The 15,026-nt window shown below is 44.7% G+C and carries 12 protein-coding genes; 10 read left to right on the top strand and 2 right to left on the bottom strand.

What is annotated here, in order from left to right; translation table 11 throughout:
• Positions 1-8: 8 nt before the first annotated feature.
• Entirely contained in the window at positions 9-1,325 is a 1,317-nt protein-coding gene (locus AC1YY3_RS09205) for a cyclic nucleotide-binding domain-containing protein (protein ID WP_481824889.1), read from the bottom strand.
• A gap of 131 nt (positions 1,326-1,456) precedes the next feature.
• Between AC1YY3_RS09205 and AC1YY3_RS09200 the strand changes: the two genes are divergently transcribed.
• The 4 genes from AC1YY3_RS09200 to pepN all read left to right on the top strand — a co-directional run bounded on the left by AC1YY3_RS09200 (position 1,457) and on the right by pepN (position 6,487).
• Entirely contained in the window at positions 1,457-2,818 is a 1,362-nt protein-coding gene (locus tag AC1YY3_RS09200) for a DegQ family serine endoprotease (RefSeq protein WP_481824890.1), read from the top strand.
• A 102-nt stretch (positions 2,819-2,920) separates the two neighbouring features.
• Positions 2,921-3,442, top strand: a complete 522-nt coding sequence (moaB, locus tag AC1YY3_RS09195) for a molybdenum cofactor biosynthesis protein B (protein WP_481824891.1) — start codon at positions 2,921-2,923, stop codon at positions 3,440-3,442.
• A 1-nt stretch (position 3,443) separates the two neighbouring features.
• Entirely contained in the window at positions 3,444-3,836 is a 393-nt protein-coding gene (locus AC1YY3_RS09190; protein WP_482194437.1) for a DUF423 domain-containing protein, read from the top strand.
• Positions 3,836-6,487 (top strand): aminopeptidase N, encoded by a 2,652-nt coding sequence (gene pepN / locus AC1YY3_RS09185; protein WP_481825073.1) that lies wholly within the window; start codon positions 3,836-3,838, stop codon positions 6,485-6,487. The genes AC1YY3_RS09190 and pepN overlap by 1 nt, the downstream gene beginning before the upstream one ends.
• A 360-nt stretch (positions 6,488-6,847) precedes the next feature.
• Here pepN and AC1YY3_RS09180 read toward each other — a convergent pair whose 3' ends face one another.
• Entirely contained in the window at positions 6,848-7,081 is a 234-nt protein-coding gene (locus AC1YY3_RS09180; RefSeq protein ID WP_481825072.1) for a sll1863 family stress response protein, read from the bottom strand.
• A 546-nt stretch (positions 7,082-7,627) separates the two neighbouring features.
• Between AC1YY3_RS09180 and AC1YY3_RS09175 the strand changes: the two genes are divergently transcribed.
• The 6 genes from AC1YY3_RS09175 to AC1YY3_RS09150 all read left to right on the top strand — a co-directional run bounded on the left by AC1YY3_RS09175 (position 7,628) and on the right by AC1YY3_RS09150 (position 14,915).
• The gene (locus AC1YY3_RS09175) at positions 7,628-8,935 is read left to right on the top strand and encodes a M18 family aminopeptidase (protein WP_481825071.1); all 1,308 of its coding nucleotides are present in this window, start codon (positions 7,628-7,630) and stop codon (positions 8,933-8,935) included.
• A 253-nt stretch (positions 8,936-9,188) separates the two neighbouring features.
• On the top strand, positions 9,189-9,746 hold the full coding sequence (locus tag AC1YY3_RS09170) for a YfiR family protein (RefSeq protein ID WP_481825070.1): 558 nt from the start codon (positions 9,189-9,191) through the stop codon (positions 9,744-9,746).
• Positions 9,743-10,024, top strand: a complete 282-nt coding sequence (locus AC1YY3_RS09165; RefSeq protein ID WP_481825069.1) for a CHASE sensor domain-containing protein — start codon at positions 9,743-9,745, stop codon at positions 10,022-10,024. Before AC1YY3_RS09170 ends, AC1YY3_RS09165 begins: the two co-directional genes overlap by 4 nt.
• Positions 10,011-12,149, top strand: a complete 2,139-nt coding sequence (locus AC1YY3_RS09160; protein WP_482194436.1) for a putative bifunctional diguanylate cyclase/phosphodiesterase — start codon at positions 10,011-10,013, stop codon at positions 12,147-12,149. The genes AC1YY3_RS09165 and AC1YY3_RS09160 overlap by 14 nt, the downstream gene beginning before the upstream one ends.
• A gap of 29 nt (positions 12,150-12,178) precedes the next feature.
• The gene (locus AC1YY3_RS09155; RefSeq protein ID WP_481825067.1) at positions 12,179-14,278 is read left to right on the top strand and encodes a TonB-dependent receptor plug domain-containing protein; all 2,100 of its coding nucleotides are present in this window, start codon (positions 12,179-12,181) and stop codon (positions 14,276-14,278) included.
• 10 nt (positions 14,279-14,288) lie between these two features.
• A complete protein-coding gene (locus AC1YY3_RS09150) occupies positions 14,289-14,915 on the top strand; it encodes an alpha-ketoglutarate-dependent dioxygenase AlkB family protein (protein WP_481825066.1) in 627 nt (208 codons plus the stop codon).
• Positions 14,916-15,026 lie beyond the last annotated feature (111 nt).

Here is a 15,026-nt window from a genome sequence, read left to right as displayed (position 1 = left end):
TCGGTGCATTATTTGCTCTTTGTTAACCTGTTCAAAATCTCTTTCAGCCGTTCCAATTGCTGAGTCAAAACTTGGCACTGATTTTCTGCTTGTTCTTTTTCAGCCTGTAGTTTTGCGGCATTTTCCGCAAGAGCGCTATTACAATGCGTTAACCTTTCATTTTCAGCTTTTAACGCTTCTATCTGTGCTTCAAAGCCAAAAATAGATATAGCTGAATCAGCTTCATGTTGACCTATTTGAGAAATGGTATGTGGAGGATCTGCCGGATGGGTGGATTCCATCAATTGATCAGCCTCTTCAATCCCCATTCCAGCTTCCAATACAAACGCATTAAAGCCATCTTTTACTAACAAAAACGCTCCAGCCTCGCTCGCTTTGCCATTTGAACAAACCACAACAATCTGCTTTTCCTTAGGCAATTCTTCGATACGCATCCGTAATGACAATAATGGAATATTAATACTATCATCAAGATGCAAGCTGTCATACTCGCGTTGCGACCTGACATCCAGCACAATCGCGCCATTGCTTATCGCATTCGATAAATCATCATGCGAGATAAATTGCAGTATAGGTTCTTTGATTTGCATTGAAAAATGCTTCTTTTCCAATTGAATCAGGCTAACATCAGAAAGTGCCGTGATTGTTTCCTGGGATGGATAATTGGTAGTCAAATACTCTTCGCCAAAACTTTCACCTGCACTCAATCTAATCTTGCCACCATCCGCCAGCGAAGGTCGAGAAAGCAAACACTGACCTTTTGTTACAACGTAGAAATTATCTACCACACTGCCGCCATCAACAATGACATCACCCTTTGCAAAATGGGTGGTTTTCAAGCTCATCAGGATTTTCTGTAAACTGGAGGGTGGCAGTGTTTGAAACAGTGGCAAGCGCAATAAGGTTGTCATCCAGTCGTCAGATGCTTCATCTGACTCTTCGGTGATCGTATAGCTTTGATCTTCCTGATAAACCGCAGGCGGCGGATTATTAACCACCTCTGCATTCAAGCGCACAATTCGTGCTGTTCCATTAACCACAGCATCAATTTTTCTCGGAAGTTGATGCGCCAGCGCAAACTTTGCAGATTCACTTTCTGAAGTAATCACGTCAACAATAAGCCCCTCCGCCTGTAGCGTCACACTGCCATCTAGCAAGTAAACTAAATCGGAATGGGTATCGCCCCGCTTGAATATAGCTGCATCTTGAACTTGCTCCACAGTTATATTCGTGCATAATTCCTTGAATGCTGCACTTGGAAAAGTGGCTAAAGGTATGAGTTTACGAAGTATGCGATGTTCTTCTGGATTTGTATTAACGGCCATTGCAATCACTATATTGAGCAAAATTATGACGCTTCATCCACTAAAAAAATGCTGACAAAGTACGCGCCTTGTATTAAACGTTTTTGTACCTATATTGTCTATCACAAGCGTTTAATAACCCTGGAAAAACTATGATACACAGCAAATTTGTCAAGCCACTGATTTTTCTTATCTTTTTATCTTCTATCCTGGCTTTTAGCCCCGTGTGCCTTGCAATTGGGCTACCTGCGTTTACCGAAAACCAAGCATTACCTACTTTAGCACCCATGTTAGAACGTAGTATGCCAGCGGTCGTCAATATTTCGACTTCCACAAAAGTTGAAGGCAGGGAAAATCCATTGTTGCAAGACCCTTACTTTCGGCAATTTTTTAATGTCCCTAAGCAATCACGTCAAAAAAATAGCTTAGGTTCTGGCGTTATTATAGACAGTGATAAAGGTTATGTGTTGACCAATAACCATGTTATCGACAAGGCCGATAAGATTATGGTGACGTTAACTGACGGTCGCCAGCTTAATGCTGATTTAGTCGGTACCGATCCTGAGGCGGATGTAGCCATTATTCGCATACCTGCCAATAATTTGACCGAACTGCCGATTGCTGATTCCAGTCAACTAAGAGTCGGCGACTTTGTGGTTGCCATCGGCAACCCATTTGGTTTGGGACAAACGGTAACATCAGGCATTGTCAGCGCATTAGGCCGTTCAGGGCTGGGCATTGAAGGCTATGAGGACTTTATCCAAACTGACGCATCCATCAACCCAGGTAATTCAGGCGGTGCGCTAGTCAATCTCAAAGGTGAATTCGTGGGGATGAACACCGCGATTTTGGCACCGAGCGGCGGCAATGTCGGTATTGGCTTTGCTATTCCCGCCAATATGGTGATAACCATCAAAGAATCGTTAATCAAGCACGGCGAAGTCCGCAGGGGCTTATTGGGTGTCACTACCCAGGATTTAACCCCTGAGCTGGTCAAAGCCTTCAATCTGGTCAACATACAAGGTGCTGCAATTAGCCGCATTGAAAATAATTCACCTGCCGAGAAAGCGGGGCTGGCTTTAGGCGACATTATCGTTTCCGCAAACGGCAAGCCCATCAAAAACAGCCATGAGATACGTAATATTATCGGTTTGCTGCAAATTGGAGATAAGGTAGATATTGAGTATTACCGTGGCGATGAAAAAAAGGAAACCACTGCTGTCATAGGCAAACAGGAGCGTCCACAGCAAGCGGGAGAGAAACTACATAGCAGATTGCAAGGTACCGTACTCGGCAATACCCAACGGGACCAGGTTGAAGGTATTGTCATCGAAAAAATCAACACGGCTTCGTATGCCTGGAAGATTGGCTTACGTCCAGGTGATGTTATTGTGTCGGCAAACCAGTATCGGGTGCATAATCTGGCTGAATTGAAAGAGGTTGTTGACCCCAAATCAGGCTTGCTCTTGAATGTGCAACGTGGGCAAGAATCGTTTTTGGTCATGTTGAATTAAGCTCAGGAAAAGGATTGCTCGGTAAAACAGGTAATAAATTGCTTGTCTTACTGGGCTTCTTGGTTATTTAATAGCCAGGATTCCTTTTCATCTACCAAAATCGTGAACACAGAAAAACAATTCATCCCCTTAGCTATTGCCGTATTGGTTATTTCGGACACCCGCACTGAAGCTGATGATGTTTCCGGCAAAATTCTGGTTGAATGCCTTGCAGATGCCGGACATCAACTGTTTGAAAAAGCCATCGTCCCAGACAATATCTACCAAATAAGGGCTGTTGTTTCCAATTGGATTGCAACAGAAACCGTCAATGTCATCATCAGCACAGGCGGAACGGGCGTAACGGGACGTGATGGCACACCAGAGGCCATCACGCCCTTGCTCGATAAAGTACTGGATGGGTTTGGCGAAACCTTCAGGATGCTGTCGTACCAGGACATCAAAACTTCGACCATCCAATCACGCGCCATTGCTGGAGTAGCTAATGCCACCTATATTTTCTGCTTGCCCGGCTCGTCTGGCGCATGTCGTACCGCATGGAATGAACTTATCAAAGCGCAACTAGATTTTCGTACCCGCCCCTGTAATCTGGTGCAGCTTATGCCTAGACTGATGGAGAAATGACATGAAATCGGTGTTTTTAGTGCTAGGTTCTTTATGTGCTTTCGCAGGTGTTGGCTTGGGCGCATTCGGCGCACATGCCTTGAAAGCCAGCTTGAGTCCTGAATCTTTAGCCGTCTATCAAACCGGAGTCACTTACCAAATGTGGCATTCTTTGGGGTTGATTGCTATTGCTTTAGTGCAGCAACACATGCCCGATTCAAAACGTGTTGCACTCGCGGGTTGGTTGATGTTTCTTGGCATCCTGTTATTTTCGGGTAGCCTGTACTTGTTAGTCCTGCTCGACATGCCAAAACTTGGCATGATAACGCCTATCGGAGGGGTCTGTTTCCTGATAGCTTGGTTGCTGCTTTGCCTGTCCGCCACTCATAATAAATCTAAAAAAAGGTACGAATAATGCGCGATGCCAATCCTCAAACGATTTACCTGAAAGATTACCAAGTACCTGATTACCTTATCCATACCGTAAACCTTAACTTTACGCTTGACGAGCAACAAACCCGGGTCATTTCCAGGCTTACCTTAATCCGTAATCCCAACAGCTCATCATCGGAAACCGCGTTGATTCTGGCGGGTGAAAACCTCAAACTGATTCGCATCGTCCTCAACGACGAGCAAGAACTAACTGAAACGAACTACCACATCACGCCGGAATCATTGATTATCCATGATGTTCCACAGCAAAGAGCCTTCACACTGACCATTGAAAACGAGATCAACCCGAAAGCCAACACCGCTTTGGAAGGCTTGTATTTGTCCAATGGCATGTTATGCACCCAATGCGAAGCAGAAGGTTTCAGGAAAATCACTTATTTCCTGGATCGTCCTGATGTGATGGCGAAGTTCACCACTACACTCGTTGGTGACAAAGACCGCTATCCGGTTTTGCTGTCTAATGGCAATAAAATCGCCCACGGTGAAGAAGGGGATAACCGTCATTGGGTGACGTGGGAAGATCCGTTCAGCAAACCTTGCTACTTGTTTGCCCTGGTTGCAGGGCAACTGGAATACCTGGAAGACAGTTTTACAACTTTATCTGGGCGCAAAGTTGGTTTGCAGATTTTTGTCGAACAACATGATATCGACAAATGCGCCCATGCCATGCAATCCTTGAAGAATGCCATGGATTGGGATGAACACGTCTACGGTCGGGAATACGATCTCGACTTGTATATGATCGTCGCCGTCAGCCACTTCAATATGGGCGCGATGGAAAACAAAGGCTTGAATATCTTCAACACCAAATTCGTCCTGGCTAGACCCGATACCGCAACAGATTCTGATTATGAGCATATCGAAGGCGTTATCGGCCATGAGTATTTCCACAATTGGACGGGTAACCGCATAACCTGCCGGGATTGGTTTCAACTCAGCTTGAAGGAAGGCTTCACGGTATTCCGTGACCAAGAATTTACGGGAGACCGCACATCAAAAGCGGTAAACCGCATCGAAAATGTCAATATGCTAAGGACGCGGCAGTTTGCTGAAGATGCCGGTCCGATGGCGCACCCCATACGCCCCGATGCGTATATAGAAATCAATAACTTCTACACCTTGACGGTCTACGAAAAAGGCGCGGAAGTCGTGCGGATGATACACACACTGTTGGGTGCGGAAGGTTTTCGACAAGGCTGTGACCTCTATTTTCAACGCCATGACGGGCAAGCCGTCACCTGCGATGATTTTGTATCGGCTATGGAAGCTGCCAATAGGATTGATTTAACGCAATTTCGGCGTTGGTATGGACAGGCTGGCACACCCACAATCAATGTTGAGCAGGCTTACAACCCAAGCAGCCAAACCCTGACCTTATCCATTAAGCAAAGCTGTCCGCCAACCCCAGGCCAAGCAACAAAACAACCCTTCCACATTCCCATCACAGTTGGTTTGATTGATAACAACGGCGGCTCTGTAAAATGCAACTTGCAAGGTCACGATGGCGAAAATGACGAGATTATCCTGCAACTTACCGCCTCTGAACAAACCTTTACCTTTACAGGATTGGCAGGAAAACCCGTCATATCCATCCTGAGAGATTTTTCCGCACCCGTCAAACTGGTCATGGAACGCAGTCTTGATGAATTGGCATTCTTATTAAGTTACGACAGCGATACGTTTAGCCGCTGGGAGGCTGGGCAACTGCTCTCTGGTCAGATCATCACTGGATTGATTGCTGATGTACAACAAGGCCGACCGCTACAACTCGCTCCAATTATCATCACTGCCTTCAAGCAAGTGTTGTCGCAAGCGTGGGATGATTTGTCCTATTGCTCCCTATTATTAGGTTTGCCTTCGGAAAGTTATCTCGCAGAACAAATGCAGGTTGTGGATGTAGAAGCCATACATGAAGCCAGGGAATTCGTCGTCCGCACGCTTGCTGAACAATTACAACCAGAGCTGGAAGCCTTATACGTCAGCAATCATCGTGACGAGTCAGGGCAATTCGATTCCGGTGCAATTGGCCGGCGGCGCATTAAAAATGTTTGCTTGAGTTTCCTCAGCCGCTTGGATGACGAAAAAATCCAACAATGGTCCGAGCAACAATTCAGCACTGCTAACAACATGACCGACCAAATCGCCGCGTTAGCGAATATTGTCAATCATCCGCACCCAGCAAAGCAGGAATGCTTGACGCAGTTTTACCAAAAGTGGCAGCAAGAAGCGTTAGTTATCGACAAATGGTTTGCCATCCAAGCATCCAGCCCCATGCCGGATGCTTTTGCCACGGTCATATCTTTGACCGGACATCCTGCCTTCGATTTAGCCACGCCCAACCGCGTCAGGGCAGTCATCGGCTCATTCAGCCAAGCCAACCCACTACATTTCCATACCATCAACGGGCAAGGCTATGAATTCCTTGCCAACCATGTTATCGCACTCGACATCCTGAACCCACAGGTCGCCTCCCGTATGTTAGGCCCATTAACTTCCTGGCGACGTTTCGACGAAACCCGCCAAACCCTCATGAAAACGCAGTTGGAGCGGGTGATGAACTGTCCTGCGATTTCAAGGGATGTATATGAGGTGGCAAGTAAGAGTTTAGTGTAAATGGATTGCTTGTAACGCACTACACCTGAACAATAAATCCGTCATCCGGCATGGATTGGCGGCGAGGATTCATATCCTCTTCCATGCTTCCTCCATCCACGGAAGTCGCCGAAATCGGTAGTGGGTTAAACCTGTAACTTGATTGATAAGGCGGAGTGACAAACCTAGGTTTGTCACTCCAAAATACACGCGACTCACAAGCATGAAGCCAACAAGTTCATCAAAAAATACAGGTTTAACCCACTACCCCGAAATCCAGTCAGGTAGGTAAACAGTGTTTTTTCTGCCCACCGTTTTGTCGATAAAAGGCAAGCAAAAAATAAAACTGATTGCCTACCCCACAGGAATTTCGACTCCGTTTTATCCCCCGTCCCCAATATTCTCCCACATGTACATTCCCGACTCATGCAATTCCAATTCGTGTAATTGTTTTGTTGCAGCAAGGTGTTTGGTGCGTAGCGCATCGAGTTCCTGGGCGAATTGTGCTGCCGTTACCGCCGCTGCATCCTGCTTCGCAGCAAGCACGGCGATCTGCACATTCCATTCTTTAAGTTGATTCGTTAATACTTTGATTTCTTCGTCTGTTATTTTCATGACTCATTCCTCCGAGACATTGGCTAAACAGTTTATTAATCGAATACGATCAGGAGTAAGTATCTCTTATCCAAAAAGAGTTCCAAATCACTATGAGTAGTTCAGAGCCTAGGTGTGATTTACTCATGTTGCTAGCTGTTGTGCAATGACAGATTACGGTCATTTTCTGCCAAAAATTATCCAGTAGCCGTAGCCATATTTTTGATGTTCAGCCGGACGCTATATATTGCAACGTCACAGTCCCGCAAAATTCCGTCCATCGTGAATAATGCGCCTCGTGCCTCGGCATATCCTATGCTCTGGCATTCAAATAAACCTCGCATTAGCGGTATATTGATTTTACCGAATCATTCAAAAAATGTTGCGTACGGGGTAACATACCTAATGTCGTTAAGTTAAATCATATTTTGGAGTGCAAAGCTCGCTTTGCCCTTGTCCGTCACAGGCAAAGCGAGCTTTGCACTCCAGTCTTGCTATCTTTAGCCCTTAACATAACGGTATTGGTAACATCCACTTCAGCGCATTTTAATAAATATAGAAAAATCAATGTCCACACACCACCAAATCCAAAATCTCCTATCCTTCATCGACTCCAGCCCAAGTCCCTGGCATGTCGTCAGCACCATAGAATCCCTGCTTAAGCCCTTTCAATTTACAAAACTCGATGAAACAACAAGATGGCAGTTACAGCCCGGTGGTCGCTATTATGTCGTACGTGATGATTCCTCCATCATCCTGTTTGTACTCGGAACAAAACCGTTGCTTGACTCGGGGTTTAAAATCGTCGGCGCACATACCGATTCGCCAGGATTACGGGTGAAACCCAATGCAATCAATGGCAAGGACAGCTTATTACGATTAAATGTCGAAATTTACGGCAGTCCGATTCTTGCCACCTTTACCGACCGTGACTTAAGCCTTGCCGGACGGATTTGTTATCGGAACGATCAGGGCGAAATCGCTAGTCAGCTTATCAAATTTGATAAACCTTTGTTGCGCCTACCTAATTTGGCAATCCACATGAATAGGACTGTCAATGAGGATGGCTTAAAACTGCACAAGCAGAATGAATTGCCGCTAATTTTATCGACCTTATCAGAACAACAACTGCCGCCGGATTATTTTTTAAGCTTATTGGAAAAGCAATCCGGCATCAATTCCGCGCAACTACTGTCTTGGGATTTAGCTGTATACGACACCCAAAAAGGCGTAATTTGGGGAGCGCAGGAAGACTTTTACAGTGATAGTCAGTTGGATAATCTGGCTTCCTGTCATACTGCGTTGCAAGCATTACTGAATGAAGCCGTTTTAAGTGAAAACGGAAACACCTTGGTTTGTGCGTTCTTCGATCACGAGGAAATTGGCAGCGAAAGCAAACAAGGTGCTGATGGAAGTTTTCTTCCCGATGTTCTCCAACGTATTACCCTAGCCAGCTGCGAACACCAGGATTTTCCTCGGATTATGGCGAAAAGTTTTCTTATCAGTGCTGATATGGCACATGCTTATCACCCCAATTTTCCCTCAGCTTATGACCTTGAACATAAAGTAATGGTCAACAAAGGACCTGTAATCAAGATCAATGCGAATCATCGTTACAGCTCTGAAAGCATTTCACAAGCCATGTTTATCGATTGGTGCAATCAAGCCGATATACCTTATCAATACTATTCGCACCGATGCGACCTGCCCTGCGGCAGCACCATAGGACCCATCACCTCAGCCAAATTGGGTATCCGTTCAGTCGATGTCGGTAGTCCAATGTGGGCAATGCACAGTATTAGGGAGAGTGCTGGGGTGTTAGATCATGACTACCTGATTAAGGTGTTGCAGCGATTTTTCCTGGACACACGTTAAGCTTTAGGTCAAAAATTCCCTCACTGGCAAACTAATGCTTAAGCAAGGCTGAATTTGTCTGAAAAATAAGCTATAGTTAGGCGAGATTTGTAATGAAACCATCAAGTTTCATTACTTGTTCAAAGTCATTACTGCATTTGATTTTGAAACTACACATCCATACCGTGAACCCGTTTTAATAAAACCCTAAAACACCTTAAGCAAGTGAAAATTTGCCCCACACTGACAGCGGATAAGCAAGCACACTAAAGAAATGAAGGATATTTTCTTAGCCAGAACGCTGATATGTATTGCATTTTTGTTTTCGCATAGCGTTATCGCTGACGACGCTAATCTTGAATACAAAATCAAGGCTGGCTATCTGTATAACTTCACCAAATTTATCACTTGGCCGGCAATCAATGGCGCAACCTTCAATCTGTGCTTGTTAGGTGACGATCCTTTTGCTAGTGATATTGACGCTATCGAAAAAAAATCCGCTTTTGAACATCCAATCGAAGTATTAAGGCTTAGGGAAACCGACTTCTTATCGGGTTCTAGCATGAAAACGGACTGCCACATCCTTTATGTTAGCGCCTCAATTGATCTAACAATAGTTTTTGCAAAAATTCAAACCAGCCCAGATAAGGCTAAAATCCTTGTGGTTGGTGAAGGCGAAAACTTTGCCACAGAGGGTGGGATGATAGGTTTTGTCAACCGGAATGGCAAAATTAAGCTGCAAATTAATCTGCATTCAGTCAAACAAACTGGCTTGAAAATCAGTGCCAAATTGTTAGAAATCGCTGAACTTATTAAGGAAGATAAGCCATGATGAATAAAATCAGCGCGTTATCTATCAACAGTAAGCTATTATTTATATTGCTATTTTCCAGTGCAGTATCCCTGCTGTTTGCTGGCGTATTTTTGATTTTACTGGAACTTTCAGAATTTCAACGCACAACCAAAAATGATTTATCCGCTTTGGCTGCGATCATCGGCAATCGCAGCACTGCCGCGTTGATGTTTGATGACCGGAATTTAGCTACCGAAAATCTGGCTGTCTTCAATAATATTCCTGCTGTTCAAATCACTTGCTTTGTATGGCGATAAGAACACAGTCTTTGTCGGCTTGTCGAAAAACACCAAGTCCGATCATGCTTGTCCAAAATCCATCGCTGACGAGAAAACTCGCTTTGAAAACAAACAGTTGATTGTTGTTAACCCTATAGTAATTGACAAGGAAAAACTCGGAACTGTTTATATACACGCGGATTTGTCTCTCGCTTATTGGCAAAAAATCCGATTTATAGGTGTATTGTTTTTGGTGCTAGTGGGTGTATCCTTACTGACATTTTTTATCTCAAGACCGTTATTAAGACTCATATCCAGTCCCATAAAAAGGCTGGTAAGCACCGTCAAAAAGATCAGCAATACCGGCGATTATTCATTCAGGGCAGTTAAACTGAGCAATGACGAGCTGGGGGTATTGGTTGATTCATTCAATAGCCTGATTGAAACCGTCGAAACCCAAAGCCATGCTTTAACACAGGCAAAAAATCGCTATTTGACGCTCTACGATGATAACCCAACAATGGTTTTCAATATTTCCAGAGATGGCGTTATTGTTTCGGTGAATCTTACCGGTGCCAAACAACTGGGCTTGACCGTAGAAGAATTACAAAATTGTTCCATTTTCGATTTTATCCATTCGGATGATTCGACCTTGATGCAAGACTTGATCGAGCGTTGCTTTGCCAACCCGTTGCAGGTACACAATCAGGAAATGCGTAATATCTGCCACAACGGACGTATTATCTGGGTTAGGGCGACAGCGCGATTGGTCGAAAATGAACGGCAAGAAAGCAGCTTGTTAATTGTTTACGAAGACATAACCGAAACCCGCTTACTGAATGAACAAATCGCTTATCAAGCCGACCACGATGCCTTAACCGGATTAGCTAATCGCAATAAATTTGACCGTTATTTGAAGCGAGCAATTGTTTTGGCGCATCAGGATAACACTGAACATGCACTGTGCTACTTGGATCTCGACCAGTTTAAGATCATCAACGACACCTGTGGCCATTTGGCGGGTGATGAACTGCTCAGGCAATTGGGTGAACTACTGAGAAAACACATCCGGCAATATGACTTTGTCGCCCGGCTTGGCGGTGATGAATTTGGGTTATTGATGTACAACTGCTCATCCAGCCAGGCGTATCAAGCCTGCGAGAAATTGCGCGACTTGATCAAGGATTTTAATTTTGCCTGGGATGACCGGCGCTTTACCATTGGTGTCAGCATTGGCGTGTCGTCCATCAATATTGTCAGCGGCAATGCAGTCGATCTACTCAAAGAGGCCGATGCCGCCTGTTATGCGGCGAAAGAAAAAGGCCGGAACCGAGTCCATGTCTTCCGTCCCGACGATGAAGCCCTGGCGATGCGTCGGGGCGAGATGCAGTGGGTGGAAAAAATTCGCCAAGGCTTAGACCAACACCGCTTTCTCCTGTATGGACAACCCATCGTACCCTTGCTTGATAGCAACGAAGGTCTACATTTTGAAGTGCTGCTCCGCTATCGTGATGACCGGGGCAATATTATTCCACCGGGAGCCTTTTTGCCGGCTGCCGAACGTTACAATTTAGCCTCCGAGTTGGATCGCTGGATCCTCTCCACGCTACTGGAATGGTTATCCGGTAACCCCGAATTTGTCAAAACCTTATCGCTATGCTCAGTTAACCTGTCCGGCTTGTCACTTTCTGATGAATCCATGCTGGAATTTATTTCGGAACAATTCAAAAAGTGGGCCGTCCCCACCAATAAGCTCTGTTTTGAAATAACAGAAACCGCCGCCATTTCCAACTTATCTTATGCAACCAATTTTATTCATCAGTTGAAAGAACAAGGTTGCCTGTTCTCTCTGGATGATTTCGGTAGTGGCTTGTCGTCGTTTGCTTATCTAAAACATTTGCCAGTGGATTACCTCAAAATTGATGGCCTGTTCGTCAAAGACATACTTGATGATGAGGTCGATCTAGCGATGGTTAAATCCATCAATGAGGTAGGTCATGTGATGAATAAGAAGACTATTGCTGAATTTGTTGAAAATGAAGCTATCTTTAATCTACTTAAAACACTCGGTATTGATTATGCACAAGGCTACGGCATCGGCAAGCCTGTACCTTTGGATGAACTTAAACCGATAACATCTCTATTTGGCAGTATCGAAAAATGAGCTTTAATCGGCAAATAATCCGAAACTGTTTGGCATTAATCCTTACCGTCAGTTCTAGCGTTATTTATGCCGCTGACGATATGGAAGCCTATTTTTCCATGTCCCCTGCCGAACTAGCCGAAACATCCGTCAGCATAGCTACGTGGACTCCTCGACCCAACTTCCGGTCAGCAGGATCGACCAGCGTGATCTCCGCAGAACAAATCAGGACGATGGGTGCAACTGAGTTGCATGAGGTTTTGGAGACTGTTCCGGGTATACACGCAAGCCTACAACCCTTGTCGAATGACCTGCATTACAATATAAGGGGTATCGCAAATAAAAATAACTCCCAAATATTGTTCTTGCTAAACGGAACGCGTATTACCACGGCGTTTCGGGGTTCAACAGAATCTGCCCTGGATATACCGGTAGCCGCGATTGAACAAGTAGAAGTCATTCGCGGACCGGGTTCTGCTGTTTATGGTGCTGATGCGTTTGCGGGGGTTATCAACGTTATCACCAAAAAAGCTAAAGACATCAATGGCACTCAACTGGGTGTACGGGCGGGTAATTGGGATACTCAAAGCGGCTGGGGGCAACACGGAACTCAGTGGGCAGGATGGGCTATTGCTAGCAGCATACAATACCAACATACTGGGGGCGATAGCGGACGGATTATTAAGGAAGACAGCCAATCCCTCATTGATAAGGCAATAGGAACAAATGCTTCCTTGGCTCCTGGAGCCATGAACACCCAGTTTAAGTCCTTAAATACGCACCTGAATCTGCAACGCAAACACTGGGATATTGGCTTTTGGGCTTTTAATGGCTTCGACATAGGCACACGGTCAGGTGCTGGCGGCGCATTAGATACTAAAGGTATCGGCGAGAGTGCTCAATACATGGGCGATATGCGGTTTTCAACCGAAGATTGGTTTGATGATTGGGAATTTTTGGCGCAACTCAGTTACTTACATTCTGATGTCAGTGCCAAGGTCAATATCTTTCCCGACAACGTACGCTTACCTATAAATGCCATTGGCAACATAGACCAATCCAATCCAACACAGCTTGCTCTTTTTTCCAGTGGTGTCATTGAAAATATCAGGCATGTCCAGAGAGTTCCGTCTATCAAGCTAAGTTCAGTCTATAAAGGTCTGGACAAGCATCTGTTTCGTTTAAGTGCAGGATTCAGGTATGAAGACCTTACTTTTAATGATTTTTCTAATTACAGCTACGGAAAACCACTACCCCCTATAGTGAATGCCACCTTAACGGATAAGTCTGGCACGGCTTTTGCGTATTTGAAAGATACCAACCGGACAATTGGCTCCTTAATGCTACAAGACGAATGGCAGATTGCTGAGGATTGGCAGTTAACTGCTGGGGTGCGGTACGATCATTATTCTGATTTTGGCAGCACTGTTAATCCCAGGTTTGCCTTAGTGTGGGACATCAACGAACAACTCACTAGCAAACTGCTTTACGGCAAAGCCTTCAGAGCACCCAGTTTTTTTGAGCTTGGTCTGCAAAATAGCACTGTAAACCTTGGTAACATGCTTTTAAAACCAGAAACTATCAATACCGTTGAATGGGCATTTGATTATCGACCCTTCTCATCATTAAGAACCGCTCTCAACCTTTACTACTATCACATCGATAGCCTGATAACTATCTTACCCATCAGTAAAACGGTCTCTCAATATAACAACTTTGGTAATCAAGATGGTTACGGTACAGAGCTGGAATGGAACTGGAAACTGTCCGAACAATGGAGCTTATTGGGAAATTATGCCTGGCAATATGCACGCAGTGATGTGACCGGAATGAGGATAACCTACGTGCCAGAACATCAAGTTTACTTTGCTGGCGTATGGCAATTTTTACCCCAATGGCAACTTCAAACCCAACTGAACTGGCTAGGCGGCAGAACACGCGAAGCGGACGACACAAAACCATTGAAAGATTATGAAACTATAGACTTCACTCTACGGGGTAAAAAGCTTTGGGGACATATTAATCTTGCTGCTTCGCTTAGGAACGCGTTTGATGCCAATAACCTGGAACCGGCAGGCATTAAAGAGCTACCCGTCAACCTACCTTTACCAGGACGCAGCTTTTATCTTGAAGCCTCTGTTGATTTTTAATGATCATCCCTTGAGACAATCAGAAATATTTTCTAACACGGAAAGCCAACTTATAGATTTCAATTTGGCTGATGACGTAGAGTTGATTTTAATCAAGGCGTTTTATACTCAACTTGAATCAGACGCGCTTTTTACAAGCTTATTGAACAGTTTACATTGGCAAGAGGAAGATATTTTTATTTTTAGCAAATGGGTTAAAGTGCCACGTTTAATGTGCTGGTACGGAGATCCTGACGCTTATTATCAATATTCTGGTGTTAACCATCAACCAAAACCGTGGACTTTAGAGTTGCAAAGTATCAGGGGAAAAGTGGAGCAGCACTGCCAATGCACTTTCAATAGTGTGCTGGCAAATTTATACCGAGATGGCAGGGATTCTATGGGATGTCATACTGATGATGAAAAGGAGCTGGGGGTAAATCCCGTGATAGCATCTTTGAGCTTAGGTGAAGAACGCCTGTTTAAAATGCACCATAAAAAAAGCAAACAGTCATTGAATATTAACCTGCAACATGGCGATTTGCTGGTGATGGGCGGGACTTGTCAACAGTATTGGTTGCATTCAGTGCCTAAAACTAAAGCACTCAAAAAGCCACGCATTAATTTAACGTTTCGGAAAACCCAAAGGACTAAATGATTCTATCTAAGGCTTTCTTCATTCAACCTCTCTGATCAGTCGTTACCCGCTAGTTGTCTGGCATAAAAAAACCCAAGGTGTTGAGGCCTTGGGTTTGGGTGTTAAGTGCTT

The sequence above is a fragment of the Methyloglobulus sp. genome, assembly GCF_964779595.1.
This window is presented reverse-complemented; position numbering and strand designations above follow the sequence as displayed.

Bases quoted from the DNA above. Each gene is read 5' to 3' on its own strand.
- AC1YY3_RS09175 (WP_481825071.1), top strand. From the start codon at position 7,628: ATGTCCACACACCACCAAATCCAAAATCTCCTATCCTTCATCGACTCC.
- AC1YY3_RS09180 (WP_481825072.1), bottom strand. From the start codon at position 7,081: ATGAAAATAACAGACGAAGAAATCAAAGTATTAACGAATCAACTTAAA.
- AC1YY3_RS09165 (WP_481825069.1), top strand. From the start codon at position 9,743: ATGATGAATAAAATCAGCGCGTTATCTATCAACAGTAAGCTATTATTT.
- AC1YY3_RS09170 (WP_481825070.1), top strand. From the start codon at position 9,189: ATGAAGGATATTTTCTTAGCCAGAACGCTGATATGTATTGCATTTTTG.
- AC1YY3_RS09205 (WP_481824889.1), bottom strand. From the start codon at position 1,325: ATGGCCGTTAATACAAATCCAGAAGAACATCGCATACTTCGTAAACTC.
- AC1YY3_RS09190 (WP_482194437.1), top strand. From the start codon at position 3,444: ATGAAATCGGTGTTTTTAGTGCTAGGTTCTTTATGTGCTTTCGCAGGT.
- AC1YY3_RS09200 (WP_481824890.1), top strand. From the start codon at position 1,457: ATGATACACAGCAAATTTGTCAAGCCACTGATTTTTCTTATCTTTTTA.
- pepN (WP_481825073.1), top strand. From the start codon at position 3,836: ATGCGCGATGCCAATCCTCAAACGATTTACCTGAAAGATTACCAAGTA.